A 16,320-nucleotide genomic window follows, 5' to 3' on the forward strand; every position below is an offset into this window, starting at 1 on the left:
AATAAAAAAGGAGGCCAAGGCCTCCTTTTTGTCTGTTTATTAGCTAAATACGCTATTCAGCAGATATTGCTTTTGTTTCTGTATTTTCAAACATCAATAGTGGTTCTGATTCGCCATTGATTACAGATTCATCGATAACTACTTTAGATACACCTTCTTTTGAAGGTAATTCATACATAGTATCTAATAATATCGCCTCTAAAATTGAACGAAGACCACGAGCACCTGTTTTACGGTTCATTGCTTTTTTTGCAATCGCTCTCAACGCATCTTCACGGAATTCTAACTCTGCGCCTTCTAAATCAAATAACGCAGCATATTGCTTAGTTAATGCATTTTTAGGCTTGCTTAGAATTTGAATCAACGCTTCTTCGTCTAATTCAGTTAATGTTGTTGTTACTGGTAAACGACCAATAAACTCAGGGATCAGACCAAATTTAACTAAATCTTCCGGCTCAATTTGCTTCAATAAATCACCGACAGTCGCTTTGTCATCTTTAGAACGAACATCAGCAGCAAAGCCAATACCAGTTCCCGTTGCAACTCGTTGTTCGATTACTTTATCTAAACCTGCAAACGCACCACCACAGATAAATAAGATCTTAGAAGTATCTACTTGTAAAAACTCTTGTTGTGGGTGCTTACGACCACCTTGAGGTGGTACTGATGCAATTGTACCTTCAATCAATTTCAATAGTGCTTGCTGAACGCCTTCACCTGACACATCACGTGTGATCGATGGGTTTTCAGACTTACGAGAAATCTTATCAATTTCATCGATATATACAATGCCACGTTCCGCTTTCGCTGGATCGTAATCGCATTTCTGTAGCAGCTTTTGAATGATGTTTTCTACATCTTCACCTACATAGCCTGCTTCTGTTAGTGTGGTTGCATCCGCCATAGTAAACGGAACATCCAAGAAACGAGCTAGCGTTTCAGCAAGTAATGTTTTACCACTACCTGTTGGACCGATAAGTAGAATATTACTCTTACCTAATTCAACGCCATCTTTTGTAGTATCGCCATTACGTAAACGCTTGTAGTGGTTGTATACCGCTACCGCTAATACTTTTTTCGCGTGCTCTTGGCCGATAACATAGTCATCTAAATGCTCACGAATATTTTGCGGTGTCGGTAACTCTTCACTACTCTCTTTTGGAGACAGAGTATTATCTTTTAGCTCTTCGCGAATAATGTCGTTACATAAATCAACGCACTCATCACAAACATAAACAGAAGGACCTGCAATTAGTTTACGAACTTCATGCTGGCTTTTTCCGCAAAAAGAGCAATATAGTAACTTTCCACTATTTTCGTCTTTACGCTTGTCTGTCATTTGCTAACCTCTTAAACGTTGCCTTTATGCTGTAAGTTTATACTAACTTACCTTCTTTGCTGTAAACGTTACTGCTTTTTTATTAATTAGTCACGTTTATTTAACACAGCATCTACAAGACCGTATTTCACTGCATCATCTGCTGCCATGAAATTATCACGATCTGTATCATTTTCGATCACTTCTAGAGGCTGGCCTGTATGCTCAGCAAGTAACGTATTCAATTTCTTCTTAATCGTTAAGATTTCTTGTGCATGAATTTGAATATCTGATGCTTGACCTTGGAAGCCGCCAAGTGGTTGGTGGATCATCACACGTGAGTTAGGCAATACATAACGTTTACCTGGTGCACCACCTGCAAGTAAGAAGGCACCCATAGAACATGCTTGACCCATACATACTGTGCTCACATTTGGTTTGATAAACTGCATTGTGTCATAAATAGACATACCTGCAGTAACTGAACCACCTGGAGAGTTAATGTATAGGAAGATATCCTTATCTGGGTTTTCAGACTCAAGGAAAAGTAACTGAGCAACCACTAGGTTAGCCATGTGATCTTCAACTTGACCTGTTAAAAAGATAACACGCTCTTTTAACAGACGGGAATAAATATCATACGAACGCTCACCACGTGAAGTTTGCTCAACAACCATAGGAACAAGTGCATCCATAATAGAAGGCATTGCATTGTTTTCTTGATAGCTCATAACCGTATCCCTTATAAAATAAATGGTCCGAATGACGCTTCATTCGGACCATTATTAGCAGATCTTGTGAAACTAAGTCAACTAACTACTTAATTAATTTAGAAATTAAGCAGGTTGTTGATTCATTAGTTCGTTAAAGCGCACTTCTTTATCAGAAACTTGTGCTTTAGCAAGAATTGCTTCAACTGCTTGTTCTTCTAGAGCAACATTACGCATGTTGTTCATCATTTGCTCGTTACCTTCGTAATAAGCAACAACTTCAGTTGGATCTTCGTAAGCAGAAGCCATTTCGTTGATAAGTGCTTTCACTTTTTCATCGTCAGCTTTTAGTTCTTCAGACTTGATAACTTCACCAAGAAGAAGACCAACAACTACGCGACGTTTAGCTTGCTCTTCAAACAATTCACGTGGAAGTTCAGGAGCAGTCTCAGCGTTGCCGCCAAAACGTTGAACAGCTTGTTGACGTAAAACTTGAACTTCTTGATCGATAAGAGCAGAAGGAACATCAATGTCGTTTTGCTCAACTAGACCGTTAATTGCTTGTTCTTTGATCTTGTTTTTAACTGCTTGAGCTAATTCACGCTCCATGTTCTTACGAACTTCAGCTTTAAGACCTTCAACACCGCCTTCAGCGCCGAACTTAGTTACGAACTCATCGTTCATTTCTGGAAGTTCACGAGCTTCAACTTTAACTACTGTAATAGCAAATTGTGCAGCTTTACCTTTTAGGTTTTCTGCGTGGTAATCTTCTGGGAAGTTAACATCGATAGTTAGTTCGTCGCCAGCTTTCTTACCTTTGATACCATCTTCAAAACCAGGGATCATACGACCTTGGCCCATTTCTAGAGGGAAGTTGTCAGCTTTTCCGCCTTCAAATTCTTCACCATCGATAGAACCAACGAAGTTGATTGTAGCGCGAGTGCCATCTTCAGCAGCAACGTCAGCATCAGCCCAAGTTGCCTGTTGCTTACGTAGTGTTTCTAGCATTTCTGCTACGTCTTCGTCTTTAACTTCAACTTGTGGTTTTTCAACAACAACTTTGTCTAGACCTTGAAGTTCAACTTCTGGGTAGATTTCAAATGATGCTGTAAATACAAGATCTTGACCTGCAGCAAATTCTACTGGTGCAAATGTTGGTGTGCCAGCTGGATTAATTTTTTCTTTAACGATTGCTTCAATAAAGTGACGTTGCATAACTTCACCCATTTTATCGTTACGTACTGCAGCACCGTACATTTTAGCAACCATCTTCATTGGCACTTTACCTTTACGGAAGCCATCAAAGCGACGATTTTTAGCGATGTTACGAAGTTCTGCATTTACAGCATCTTCAATGTTTGCAGCTGGTACAGTAATAGTTAGAACGCGCTCTAGGCCTTCTTTAGTTTCAACAGTAACTTGCATGTTTATATAAACCTCAAAATCGACTCAGGTTCTCTGAGTTTGCGACAAAAAATACGTGCCGCATCCTTGTGTTACAGGCCTAGTAAAATAGAAACCGTAACCCCTATGATTCGTGATACCAAATTGGGTATCTTCTTTTATCTGCTTATTTTGAATAATAAGTAGATCGCGTATTTTATTAAATAAAACACGGCATTTAGCCAAGTGGCAAAATAAGACGCGATATTGTAGCGATCTGACCCATCTATGTCGAGGCTCACTACTCACGTAGATAATCTTTAATAAGAAATTGGGCAATGAGTTGTACTTTTCAACCCTTATAAATGCTTTTTTTCTAAAAAACAGACGGAATTACTGAGAAAACTTCTTATTAACGATATCCGCCATCATTTCAATATGTAATTGATCGTCATTTAAGCAAGGAATAAAGGTGTATTTTTGACCACCAGCATCCATAAATATCTCTTTACACTCTTCTGCTAACTCTTCTAATGTCTCTAAACAATCTGAAGAAAACGCAGGGCTAATGATATCTAAAGATGCAACGCCCTTTGGCGCCAATTCAGTTAATGTTTCTGACGTATATGGCTGTAACCAAGCTTCTCGTCCAAAGCGAGATTGGTAACTCATACCAATTTGTTCTGACGTCAGATTTAACTCTTTTGCTAGTAATTCTGTTGTACGTTCACAATGCTTTGCATAAATATCACCATTATCGACAAAGCGCTGCGGGATCCCATGATATGAACATAAAACGTAGTCCCCTTTTCCATTTTCTTCCCACGATCGTTTAATCGAATCAGCAAGGGCTTTTATGTAAAGTGGGTGGTCATGATAATTATGAACCAGTGAGAAATCAGGTAAGACCGGTGTGGTTTTATATTGCTTAGCAATTTGATCAAATACTGCTGCTGTTGTTGTTCGGGAATACTGGGGATACAAAGGTAGAATTACGATTTCTTCACATCCTTGTTCCTCTAATTGTTCAATTCCTGATTTAATCGTCGGTTGGCCATAAGTCATTCCTAACGCCACAGGAATGGAAAGATGTTCTTGCAACGCTCTCATTTGGCGCTGTGAATAAACCATTAAAGGCGAGCCCTCATCCATCCAAACACTTTGGTATAACTTTGCTACTTTAGGCGCTCGAATAGGAAGGATCACACCATGAAGCAAGGGACACCAAATAAAACGAGTCATATCGACAACGCGTTTATCATGCAAAAATTCTGACAAGAACGTTTTTACTGCCGATGCCGTTGGCGCTGTTGGTGTTCCAAGGTTAACTAATAGCACCCCTGCTTTTTTATTATTCACAATCATTATCCATTATTTTTATAAAAAAAGGCGACCAATAAGGCCGCCTTCAATATAACAATAAATTGTTCGTTAGGTAAGATTACGAAAGTGCTTTTTCGATCTCTGCGCTAACTTCTGCAACTAACTTAGTGCCGTCAAATTTAAGGTACTGAGTATTACCTGCTTCAGCTTCTTTATTGTAGTAAGCGATAAGCGGTGCAGTTTGCTCATGGTAAACACCTAAACGAGCAAGAACTGTTTCTGGTTTATCATCTTCACGAATAACAAGAGGCTCACCAGTTACGTCATCTTGACCTTCAACTTTAGAAGGGTTAAATGTAACGTGGTATGTACGACCAGATGGAAGGTGTGCACGACGACCAGACATACGCTCAACGATCACTTCGTCAGCAACGTCAAACTCAAGAACGTAATCAATTGATACGCCATTCTCTTTTAAGCCATCAGCTTGAGGAATTGTACGAGGGAAACCATCTAGTAGGAAACCTTTAGCGCAATCTTCTTGAGCAATACGCTCTTTAACAAGACCAAGGATGATCTCATCAGATACAAGTTGACCAGCATCGATTACAGACTTAGCTTGTTTGCCCATTTCTGTGCCTGCTTTAATCGCAGCACGTAACATGTCACCTGTAGATATTTGTGGAATACCAAATTTATCCATGATGAACTGAGCTTGAGTACCTTTACCCGCACCAGGTGCACCTAAAAGGATGATACGCATTGTTTTCCCCTTAAAATTTAATCTTGGAATTTATACCAAACCTTACAAATAGAATTAATCACTATCTATAAACTTAGGTATAAGTTTTATTTCTAAAAATAAGCCGTGAAAGATACACGGAACTGAGAACGCTATCAAGTTTGAGATGAAAATAGCAAAATCTATTGGCTCTAGAATGTAACGAATTCCAATAAAAAACAATGAGACCTTAGTGCACTATTGTCACTCAGATCTCATTCATTTTATTTTTACAGCTATTACTTAATTATTTTGATAATAATTGATTCATAGCACTTAAGAATTGTGATGGGTCATCTAAAGAACCACGTTCTGCTAACATTGCTTGACCAAGTAACATCTCAACCCAACGACCGAACGCTTCTTCATCCGCTTCATCAGCCATTTGCTTAATAAGAGCATGCTCTGGGTTTATTTCAAAAATGTACTTAACTTCAGGAGCAGCTTGACCAGCAGCTTCTAAAAGTTTCGCCATTTGTGTGCCCATTTCAAAGTCATCAGTAACGACAACAGCAGGTGTTGTTGCTAATTTAAACGTAGTACGAACCTCTTTAACTCGATCGCCTAAATAAGATTTAGTGCGTTCAACAACAGATTTAAACTCTTCTGCTGTTTCTTTTTGTTTCTCTTTCTCAGCATCATCTTCAAACTTGCTTAGATCTAAGCCCGCTTTTGTAATTGATTGGAATTGCTTACCATCAAATTCCGTTAAGTAGCTCATCATCCACTCATCGATGCGATCATACATCAATACAACTTCAATGCCTTTTGCTTTAAATTGCTCTAAGTGTGGGCTATTTTTCGCAGCAGCGTAACTATCTGATGTTAAGTAGAAAATCTTATCTTGATCTTCTTTCATGCGCTCAACGTAACCAGCTAAACTCATTGCTTGCTCTGAACTGTCTTTGTCTGTTGAAGCAAAGCGCAGTAAATTCGCAATTTTATCTTTATTTGCAAAATCTTCAGCCATGCCTTCTTTTAGAACTTGACCAAACTCTTTCCAGAAAGTTAGATATTTTTCATCGTCTTTCTTCGCTGTTTTCTCAAGCATACCTAGTACACGCTTAGTACACGCACCACGCAATGACTGAGTCACTTTATTATCTTGAAGAATTTCACGTGATACGTTTAGTGGTAGATCATTTGAGTCAATCAAACCTTTAACAAAACGTAGGTAACTAGGCATAAACTGTTCTGCATCATCCATAATAAAGACACGTTGGACATACAGTTTTAAACCACTTTTATGATCACGATTCATCATATCAAATGGGGCTTTCGCAGGAATATATAGAAGGCTCGTGTAATCATTTTTACCTTCTACTTTATTGTGGCTCCACGTTAGAGGGTCTGCGAAATCATGCGACACATGTTTGTAAAACTCTTGGTACTCTGTATCTTCAATCTCTGATTTGCTACGAGTCCAAAGCGCTTGAGCTTTATTGATTTGCTCCCATTTACCTTCTTTATCTTTTCCTTCTTCGTCTTTTTCAATACTCCAAAGAGAAACAGGAATACCGATATGATCAGAATATTTACCAATCACTTCTTTTAGACGCCATTCACTTAAAAACTCTTTACCTTCTTCACGCATATGAAGAATGATATCGGTACCACGAGTTTCTTTAGTAATGTCTTCAATCGTGTAATCCCCCTCACCTTCAGAGTGCCACTGAACCGCTTGGTCTTTTGCTGTACCCGCTTCACGAGTACGAACCGTTACTGCATCAGCTACAATGAATGCAGAATAGAAACCAACACCAAATTGACCAATAAGTTGAGAATCTTTACTTTGATCGTCTGATAGTTTTGAGAAGAAATCAGCCGTACCTGATTTAGCAATTGTACCTAAATGTTCAATAACATCATCGCGGTTCATACCAATGCCGTTATCAGATATAGTTAAAGTATTCGCTTCTTCATTGAAAGACAGTTTAACGCCAAGATCTGCATTTCCCTCATATAAATCACCATTTGACAGTGCTTTAAAACGTAACTTGTCTGATGCATCTGATGCATTTGAAATTAACTCACGTAAAAAGATCTCTTTATTTGAATACAAAGAATGGATCATTAGATGAAGTAACTGCTTAACTTCTGACTGAAAGCCGCGTGTTTCTTTATTATTAATTGTTTGTTCGCTCATCTATAAACTCCGATATAAAGACAAATGTATTGTTATATATTCACTTTAATAGGGCCTAAAAGATGAAAATCAAGGTAAAGCAATGTAAAAACACTGTTTTTTTTCTTTTTTTATACTGTAATATGATTAATGATAAATTTTGACATAAAATAGACATTCTAAAAATGATACTTAGATATCATCTAATATGAATCACCATTACTGAGTTAACAACCAATGAATATAGAAAATAAAAAAATTATTATTGGCGACCGGTTCCTATTTGATCCAAACGATAATAGTCTCATCGACACATTAAATGATGATGATATTATTCGCTTGGGTGGCAATGAAAGCCGTGTTTTAAGCCTGCTTATTCAAGAACCAGGGAAGGTTGTTAGTCGTCACGAATTACATGAATATGTATGGCGTGATCAAGGATTTGAAGTCGATGATTCCAGTTTAACACAAGCAATTTCTACATTACGGAAAATGCTACAAGATCCTACAAAGCTACCTGTTTATGTGAAAACAGTGCCTAAGCGTGGGTATCAGTTTATTTCAACAGCTGTCGCACAATTGGACCCAGAAAAAGAGGTTGAATCACAAGCTATAAATGAAAATATACCTTCATCTGACACTCGAGAGCCTGTTGTAGAAGCACCAGTTGAGATACCGCAACAAGTTGCTGATCATGTTACATCTACTGGTAAATCATCAAAAGATAGTAATAAATCTCAGGCTCATTTATCCTTATTGGGAACATTAACTCTGATCATAGCGTTTATTTTACCGATCATTGCTTATATTAATCACACGCCTAAATCAGATGCATTTATTCAAGTCGCCAATTACGATGAAACACCTATTTTTGTTCCAGTAAATCATCCAAACATCGATAGATGGAAGTCACTTATTGAGCAATGTACTGTGTACTATAATTCAAACCATATTGATGCATTAAAACCAATAGAAGTGATTGCGACCAGTGGTCAGCCTAACCAAATCACATTGAATTATATTCATAATGAAGAGCACAGTGATCAAAGCATTAGTGTACGTTTGCTGATTGATCAAAAAGAGGTGGATAAAGTATGTGGTTAAATGGCGAACAACTTCCAGTTATAAAACGTTTTTTTCCGATAACCCTTCTTTTTATCTCAATAATAAGCAGTGCTTGGTTTTATTGGGAAAGTGACAGTAAAGTTGAACAACTACTAACATCGAAAGAATGGCAGAGCATGAGTACAGTTCGCATTGATTCTAATTATGAAGATATGGGGCCATTAAAGCGTGCAGACATTAAGTCAAATGTTGTCTATCTACCGAATAAAACTTATTCAAAATCATCAACATTAGTTATCTATAGTGGCCTTCCTAATGAAGCAACCCCTTTAACTATCAATGTAATGGAAACCGGAAATTGGGATTATAGTGGTGACTACTTGTTGATTGATCCAACAGAGTTTAAAGACGTGACTGCAAATGATAATAAAGATTTCTCTGGTTCACAAAAAAAGTTGATTATGCGTGTATTTAGAATGGATGCTCAACAAAGTAAGCGTGTTGATGTCATCAATAATAAAACTCTATTATTGACTAGTTTGAATTATGGCTCTGGCATTCTATTCTCCCATTAATGTCATTGGGGTAACGTTAATATATAAAAGAAGCCTATACTGGCTTCTTTTTTTATATTAGATCTTAACAGTCAATGGTATTAAGAATATTCCCATCAAAGTCATGAACTGACAATCTTTTCCCATCAAGTAAACCATAGCTAGGCTTCCCATCTTCTTTTCGAGGAAACGTAGTTGAGCCTGGATTAAAAATAATTTGGTCTCCCTGCCACTCTGCGACAGTAATATGAGTATGTCCATGCGCAATAATATCGCCCTTCTTTAATAAGGGACGCTTATCTGCATTATAGATATGGCCGTGAGTTAAAAATAACTTTTGTCCTGTCGGTAACAAAACAATATTGTAATCAGACATAATTGGAAAGGACAACAACATTTGATCGACTTCACTGTCACAATTTCCTCTTACTGCAATGATAGACTCTGCGTATTGATTCAATAACTCAGCCACCGCAAGAGGGTTATGCCCTTCTGGTAACGGATTTCTTGGACCAAAATTAATCAAATCACCTAGCAGAATTAAGTGATCCGCTTTAGAGGCTAAGAACGTATCAATAACACGTTGTGTTGCAGGTAAAGAGCCATGCAGATCTGATGCAAAAAATAACTTCACGAAGAATCCTTAAGTTTAAAGAGGTATTTCAAACACAAAGTATAAAGGAAAACATAATGAAAGTTGCCAATCAGTGAACTCAATTTATACTTAGTTAATCAGATATTATATATCTTGCAGGAGACGAGATGAAAATACTTATTACTGGTAGTACAGGGTTAATCGGAAAACAGCTATTGGACCACCTTAAAGGTCACCATTTAGTGTTATTAACTCGCAACATTCAAAAGGCTGAATTAGCACTTAACCATCTAGCACTGCCTCATACTGATTTTATATCAGATCTTTCCTCCTTTAATGATCTTAATGATATTGACGCCATTATTAACTTAGCCGGAGAACCTATTGCCGAAAGAAAGTGGACTAAAAAGCAAAAAGATATAATTATCAATAGTCGCTGTAATCTTACCGATGAGCTTGCTCAACTTTGTTTAAAATCACTCACTCCACCACGCTGTTTTATTTCTGGTTCTGCGATTGGTTATTATGGTAATGCTGGCAGCCAAGATATCAATGAAACAACAGAAATTGTGTCATCAGGTTTTTCCCATCAAGTATGCCAACGGTGGGAAAATAAAGCCTTACAAGCTCAAAATAATCAAACTCGTGTTTGTCTTTTACGCACTGGTATTGTTTTATCACCACTAGGGGGCGCTCTTAAAAAGATGCAATTGCCCTACCAGTTTGGGCTTGGTGGTCCTGTAGGGGATGGAAAGCAATATATGTCATGGATCCATATTGATGATATGGTTCTCGCTATATTACACCTCTTAGATCAAGAGGGTAGCAGTGGTATTTACAACCTAACAGCTCCTCACCCAGTAACTAACCAGACCTTTAGTAAAGCGTTAGCAAAAACACTAAAGCGACCGCACTTCCTATTTACACCTAAAATTCTCATTAAAGGCATTTTAGGCGAAGCTTCCGCCTTGCTTACTGATAGCCAAAGAGTACGACCACAACGTTTAGTTCACGAAGGCTTTAAATTCCGTTATTCACGCATTGAGTCTGCTTTGAAACAGTTATTTAATTAAGCGAGTCATTATCATTTAAAAGAGCCGTTGCAATCACTCACTTTTAGACCCATGATGAATAATCTTTATCATCAAGGCCTCGAAATATGCAACGATATATTTTTATCACAGGCTGCTCTACCGGCATTGGTTATACCGCAGCTCATCAATTACAAAAACAAGGCTTTCACGTTATTGCTTCGTGCCGACAACATGAAGATGTTCAGCGATTGCAAGAAGAAGGCCTTACCTGCTTACATTTAGACTACAGCGATCCCCAAAGCATTACCGATGCCGTAAAAGAAGTCATCCGTCTAACTGATGGGAAATTATACGCATTGTTCAATAACGGAGCATATGGCCAAGCTGGGGCCCTTGAAGACTTACCCAGGGAGGCATTAAAAGAGCAGTTCGAGTCAAACTTCTTTGGATGGCACCAATTAGTCACAGAACTCCTTCCTGTAATGAGAAAGCAAGGCCATGGACGTATCATTCAAAACAGCTCAGTGTTAGGCATTGTCGCAATGAAATATCGTGGCGCTTATAACGCATCAAAATTTGCCATTGAAGGTTGGACTGATACATTACGCTTAGAACTCTCAGAGACAAACATAAAAGTCAGCTTAATTGAACCTGGACCAATAGAAACTGAATTTAGGTCTAATGCATTGAAATCATTTAATAAATGGGTAAACATTGAAAATAGCCCTCATAAAGAGAAATACCTAATTCAACAGCAGAGACTTGAAAATGCACACTCTGGTAGTGCGTTTGTTTTGCCCTCTGACTCACTCATTCCACCGTTATTGCATGCGCTTAATTCATCGAGACCAAAAGCTCGATATCGAGTGACTTTTCCCACACATCTTTTTGCTGTATTAAAACGATTATTACCAACAAAGTGGCTTGATATGATCTTAAATAAGAGTGATTAACCTAACTTTATGCTATCACTACAGTGTAATAATTAAGAAATATGAGAAAAGAGTAATAATGTAATATTAGTGTCATATAAAATAAGTATATTCATTTCTATCCGGTAGATGGTGTTTTTTCGGGGGGAATATGACACTAGGTAAAATCAACTGGATCTGTGTGAGTGTAGCTGTTGCGGTATTCATACTGATCTAGCAGCTACACCTTCGCTTGCGATAGAAAAGCCATTATGTTTTGCATAGTGGCTTTCTTCGTATCTGGCACCTTGAAAACCAAGCCGATACCCCATATAACTGTATATATCTAGAAACAATACTGATTTTAGGAAAAGACCATGCAGCCAGAACACAGCGTTGAACTGAACGAACAAAACTTCCAGCAAATCCTTGAAAGCTCAACACAAACTCCTGTGTTAATTCATTTCTGGGCACCAATGAGCCAAGAGAGTCTTGCCGTTATTCCCGCTCTTCAGCAACTTTCACAACAATATGGTGAGGCGGTAACCCTTGCCCTACTTAACTGTGAAGAGCAACAAGGCCTCGCACAGCAGTTTGGTGTACAAACATTACCAACCATCGCTTTATTTAAAAATGGTCAAGCCGTTGATGGTATGGGCGGTCCTCAAACGATCGAAGCCATTCAAGGAATGTTAAATAAACATCTACCGAGCCAAGAAGAGCTTCAATTAGGCCAAGCATTTAAGTTAGTTGAAGAAGGTGAATTCCAAGCGGCACTCCCAACCCTCCTTACTTTAGTAGAGCATTTTGGGGGCAATGGTCAAATAAAATTGCATATTGCTCAATGTTATATTGAGACTCAAGCCTATGATCAAGCAGAAACCATTCTATCTGAAATTCTAATGCAAGATCAGGATAGTAAATACAAAGAATTAGTAGCAAAACTTGAGCTGCACAAACAAGCCGGTAACACACCAGAGATCCAAGCATTAGAAGATAAATATAATACAGATAAAAATAACACAGAGGTTGCTTTAGAACTTGCTATTCAATACAGCCAAGTGAATCGCCAAGAAGAAGCGTTAGAAATTTTAATGTACATTTTATTAAAAGATCTTAATGCTCAAGATGGGCAAGTTAAAAAAACAATGATGGATATTCTTTCTGCTCTTGGCCAAGGAAATCCAGTTGCAGGTAAATATCGCCGCCAACTATATTCTCTACTTTACTAATTTAAGTACGAATTAAAATTTATCCTGTTGTTACTTTTTATCGTGACAACAGGTTAACCCTTTAATAATTGGACAATCATTGCTTTCATCTCCAGGGCAAGAATTTGCCAACTCAAGTAAGGTTTGTTTCATTCCTTCAAGTTCTTGAATTTTTTCTTCTATCTCTGTTACTTTCTCTAGTGTTTTCTTTTTAACATCAGCACTTCGACGATTGGGATTATTTGATAAGCTCAATAACTCTTGGCACTCTTCTAGACTAAATCCAACCAATCGAGATCGCCTGATCAGTTGTAATTCTTCAACTTGCACTTGCATATATTGACGATAGCCGTTCGCACTGCGATTAGCCTCTCGAATCACCCCTTTACTTTCATAAAACCGAATCGCCTTCGCGGTTAATCCGGTTAACTTAGCCACTTCACTGATATTCATGTTAATTTACTCATTCAACTGCTTGACCTTCCATTTACTGTAAGGTTTATTCTTAACAATATCAAGAATAGTTAATGAGGTTATTATGAGCCAGGAATTCACTCTTCCTTTATCAGGATTAAATTGCGGTCGCTGTGTAGCTAAAGTAGAGCAAGTACTTTCTACCAACACTGGTATCTCTCAATATTCTGTTACCAAAGCAGAGCTGACTCTTACCACTAGCCTTTCTGAACAAAATGTTATCGAGATAATTTCTCAACTTGGTTATTCTGTACCTGAAGAAAAAGTAATAACGCTTTATTTAGCAGGATTAAATTGCGGTAGATGCGTAAAGAAAACAACAGAAGCAGTAGAAACATTATCTCACTCCACTATTCTTTCTATTTCAAAAACAGAGCTTAATCTCAATACCATACACTCAAAAGAAAGTGTGGTATCTCTGATTGAATCCATTGGTTTTCAAGCCTCTGAAACTCCATTTGCCCTTGAAAATAAACCATCATCAAAAGAGTCAGATAACAAAGCCATTACTAACAAACCGGAAAAACCAGAATTCAATACAGAAAAAACAACTCAACTGATTTTATCAGGAATGACTTGTGCTAGCTGTGTTTCCTCTGTTGAGAGCATCATTTCAACTGTCCATAACGTTCAATCTGTTCGCGTGAATCTAGCTGAACGTACCGCCTTAGTAATTGGTGATATTAATGAAGTTGACGTAATCCAAGTGATAGAAAAAGGCGGTTATGGCGCTGAAATTAGCCTAAATGAAGAGCAACGTCGTAAAAGACAAAAAGAACTGTATTTAAAAACCACCACGGCACATAAAAAAAACACCATTCTCTCATTAGCGATTGGCGCACCATTAATGTTGTGGGGAGTGTTTGGTGGCAATATGCAAATCAACACCATAAATGATCAACTTGCGTGGGGAGTCATTGGATTAATTTGTTTAGGTCTATTACTCACTGCAGGTAAACATTTTTTTGTTAATGCTTGGAAAGCTTTCACTCACCACAGAGCGACAATGGATACGCTCGTCGCTCTTGGTACGGGATCAGCTTGGCTTTATTCTATGGCATTGGTTATTTCACCTGAATTTTTCCCTGAACAAGCACGTCATGTTTACTTTGAAGCAACAGCAGTGATCTTAGGTTTAATCACTCTTGGTAATCTGATTGAAACCAAAGCACGTAATCGAACCTCTAGTGCGATTGAAAAACTGTTAAACCTTCAGCCACAAACCGCTACCGTCATTAAAGATGGGAAAGAGATTGAGTTGCCAGTTTCTCAAGTACTTCAAGACATGATTATCAAGATTAAACCCGGAGAAAAAATTCCTGTGGATGGCGTTTTAATCAGTGGTGAAAGCTATCTTGATGAAGCGATGTTAACTGGGGAGCCTCTTCCTAGCTTAAAAAAAATCAATGATACCGTCCATGCAGGAACGATTAATCAACAAGGTAGCTTTACCTTTAAAGCAACCAATGTTGGTGAACACACCATGCTAGCTCGAATTATAACCATGGTACGTAATGCACAAAGCAGCAAGCCGAACATTGCAAAACTGGCCGATAAAATATCAGCAGTATTTGTACCAAGTGTCATGATTATTGCTATTGTCTCCGCACTTATCTGGTACAACCTTGGTCCCGAGCCAACTTCAAGTTATATGTTGGTAGTTGCCACCACTGTACTTATCATTGCCTGCCCTTGCGCTCTGGGTCTTGCTACTCCCATGTCAGTTACCGTCGGGATTGGTAAAGCGGCTGAATTTGGTGCATTAATAAAAAATGCTGATGTACTTCAAACCGCAAGCACCATAGATACCGTTGTGGTTGATAAAACAGGAACATTAACCGAAGGTAAACCGACGGTCAGTAAGGTCACGAGCTTTCATGACTACACAGAACAACAGGTAATCATTTTAGCTGCAGCTGTTGAAAGTCATTCTGAGCATCCATTGGCTCAAGCTGTGATGGCTTATTTAAACCAATACTCATTGGATCTTGTTACTGGTACTGAGTTTAACGCTCAACTAGGGCTTGGGGCTTCGGCAAAAGTAGATGGCAATACTATTTTTATCGGCAATATGACTTACTTATCACAAAATAATATTGCTCTACCTCAAGCTGAACTTTCACCTTCGTCAACACCTCTGTTTGTTGCAACTCATAAACAGTGCATCGGTGTTATCGAGGTCAGCGATGCGATTCGTACCGATTCAGCACTCGCGGTTAAGCAATTTGCTGAATTAGGCATTAATGTCGTTATGCTAACGGGCGATCGCAAAGAAACGGCTGAGCATGTCGCTAAACAGTTAGGTATTACTCAGGTTATTTCAGGGGTATTACCTGATGGTAAAGCACAAGCAATCAAAGATCTTCAATTACAAAATCACAAAGTCGCTATGATCGGCGATGGTATTAACGATGCACCAGCGCTGGCACAAGCTGAAGTAGGAATTGCGATGGGGAATGGCAGTGATGTAGCAATTGAAAGTGCCCACCTCACCTTAATGAATCACTCATTACAAACCGCTGTAGCTGCTATTGAACTTTCTAAAGCCACCATGAAAAATATGAAGCAAAACCTATTTGGCGCATTTATTTATAACATGATAGGGATCCCTATTGCGGCAGGCATTTTATTTCCATTCACAGGGATGTTATTAAGCCCAGTCGTTGCCGGAACAGCAATGGCACTGTCTTCCATTACCGTTGTAACTAATGCCAACCGATTACGGTTTTTTACGACTAGCTATCAATTAAATACCCAACAATCTACTCAGCCACCAGCACAAGGAGCATCGCATGATTAATCTATTTGGTATTGCATTGATTATTGCCATCATCTA

The 16,320-nt window shown here is 38.3% G+C and carries 14 protein-coding genes; 6 read left to right on the forward strand and 8 right to left on the reverse strand.

Features of this window, described 5'->3' with window-relative positions; all coding sequences use genetic code 11:
* Positions 1 to 52: 52 nt before the first annotated feature.
* From clpX to htpG, 6 genes are all read right to left on the reverse strand, one after another.
* Positions 53 to 1,339, reverse strand: coding sequence for an ATP-dependent protease ATP-binding subunit ClpX (gene clpX, locus ACU5DF_RS14505; protein WP_045101536.1), 1,287 nt, complete (start codon positions 1,337 to 1,339; stop codon positions 53 to 55).
* Between the two features lie 86 nt (positions 1,340 to 1,425).
* Positions 1,426 to 2,049: an ATP-dependent Clp endopeptidase proteolytic subunit ClpP gene (gene clpP, locus ACU5DF_RS14510; protein ID WP_045101535.1), complete on the reverse strand. Its 624-nt coding sequence runs from the start codon at positions 2,047 to 2,049 to the stop codon at positions 1,426 to 1,428.
* Between the two features lie 105 nt (positions 2,050 to 2,154).
* Positions 2,155 to 3,453 carry a trigger factor gene (gene tig / locus ACU5DF_RS14515; protein ID WP_446713376.1) on the reverse strand — a complete coding sequence of 433 codons (1,299 nt, stop codon included), beginning with the start codon at positions 3,451 to 3,453 and terminating at the stop codon, positions 2,155 to 2,157.
* 351 nt (positions 3,454 to 3,804) lie between these two features.
* On the reverse strand, positions 3,805 to 4,770 hold the full coding sequence (hemH, locus tag ACU5DF_RS14520) for a ferrochelatase (RefSeq protein ID WP_446713377.1): 966 nt from the start codon (positions 4,768 to 4,770) through the stop codon (positions 3,805 to 3,807).
* A gap of 82 nt (positions 4,771 to 4,852) precedes the next feature.
* Positions 4,853 to 5,497, reverse strand: coding sequence for an adenylate kinase (adk, locus tag ACU5DF_RS14525; RefSeq protein WP_045101533.1), 645 nt, complete (start codon positions 5,495 to 5,497; stop codon positions 4,853 to 4,855).
* Between the two features lie 265 nt (positions 5,498 to 5,762).
* A complete protein-coding gene (gene htpG, locus ACU5DF_RS14530; RefSeq protein WP_446713378.1) occupies positions 5,763 to 7,661 on the reverse strand; it encodes a molecular chaperone HtpG in 1,899 nt (632 codons plus the stop codon).
* A 216-nt stretch (positions 7,662 to 7,877) separates the two neighbouring features.
* Here htpG and ACU5DF_RS14535 point away from each other — a divergent pair, with 216 nt between their 5' ends.
* The gene (locus tag ACU5DF_RS14535) at positions 7,878 to 8,744 is read left to right on the forward strand and encodes a winged helix-turn-helix domain-containing protein (protein ID WP_446713379.1); all 867 of its coding nucleotides are present in this window, start codon (positions 7,878 to 7,880) and stop codon (positions 8,742 to 8,744) included.
* The gene (locus tag ACU5DF_RS14540; protein WP_446713380.1) at positions 8,735 to 9,280 is read left to right on the forward strand and encodes a regulatory protein ToxS; all 546 of its coding nucleotides are present in this window, start codon (positions 8,735 to 8,737) and stop codon (positions 9,278 to 9,280) included. Before ACU5DF_RS14535 ends, ACU5DF_RS14540 begins: the two co-directional genes overlap by 10 nt.
* Before the next feature lie 64 nt (positions 9,281 to 9,344).
* On the opposite strand, the gene yfcE is transcribed toward ACU5DF_RS14540, so the two are convergent.
* Positions 9,345 to 9,893 (reverse strand): phosphodiesterase, encoded by a 549-nt coding sequence (yfcE, locus tag ACU5DF_RS14545; protein ID WP_446713381.1) that lies wholly within the window; start codon positions 9,891 to 9,893, stop codon positions 9,345 to 9,347.
* A 128-nt stretch (positions 9,894 to 10,021) separates the two neighbouring features.
* Between yfcE and ACU5DF_RS14550 the strand changes: the two genes are divergently transcribed.
* From ACU5DF_RS14550 to ACU5DF_RS14560, 3 genes are all read left to right on the forward strand, one after another.
* Positions 10,022 to 10,927, forward strand: coding sequence for a TIGR01777 family oxidoreductase (locus ACU5DF_RS14550; protein WP_446713382.1), 906 nt, complete (start codon positions 10,022 to 10,024; stop codon positions 10,925 to 10,927).
* An 86-nt stretch (positions 10,928 to 11,013) separates the two neighbouring features.
* On the forward strand, positions 11,014 to 11,841 hold the full coding sequence (locus tag ACU5DF_RS14555; protein ID WP_446713383.1) for an SDR family oxidoreductase: 828 nt from the start codon (positions 11,014 to 11,016) through the stop codon (positions 11,839 to 11,841).
* Positions 11,842 to 12,176: 335 nt separating this feature from the next.
* On the forward strand, positions 12,177 to 13,031 hold the full coding sequence (locus tag ACU5DF_RS14560; RefSeq protein ID WP_446713384.1) for a co-chaperone YbbN: 855 nt from the start codon (positions 12,177 to 12,179) through the stop codon (positions 13,029 to 13,031).
* 30 nt (positions 13,032 to 13,061) lie between these two features.
* On the opposite strand, the gene cueR is transcribed toward ACU5DF_RS14560, so the two are convergent.
* Positions 13,062 to 13,463, reverse strand: a complete 402-nt coding sequence (cueR, locus tag ACU5DF_RS14565; RefSeq protein WP_446713385.1) for a Cu(I)-responsive transcriptional regulator — start codon at positions 13,461 to 13,463, stop codon at positions 13,062 to 13,064.
* 85 nt (positions 13,464 to 13,548) lie between these two features.
* On the opposite strand from cueR, the gene ACU5DF_RS14570 reads away from it, so the two are divergent.
* Positions 13,549 to 16,284, forward strand: a complete 2,736-nt coding sequence (locus ACU5DF_RS14570) for a cation transporter (RefSeq protein ID WP_446713386.1) — start codon at positions 13,549 to 13,551, stop codon at positions 16,282 to 16,284.
* Positions 16,285 to 16,320 lie beyond the last annotated feature (36 nt).

This window comes from Aliivibrio wodanis, assembly GCF_052920805.1.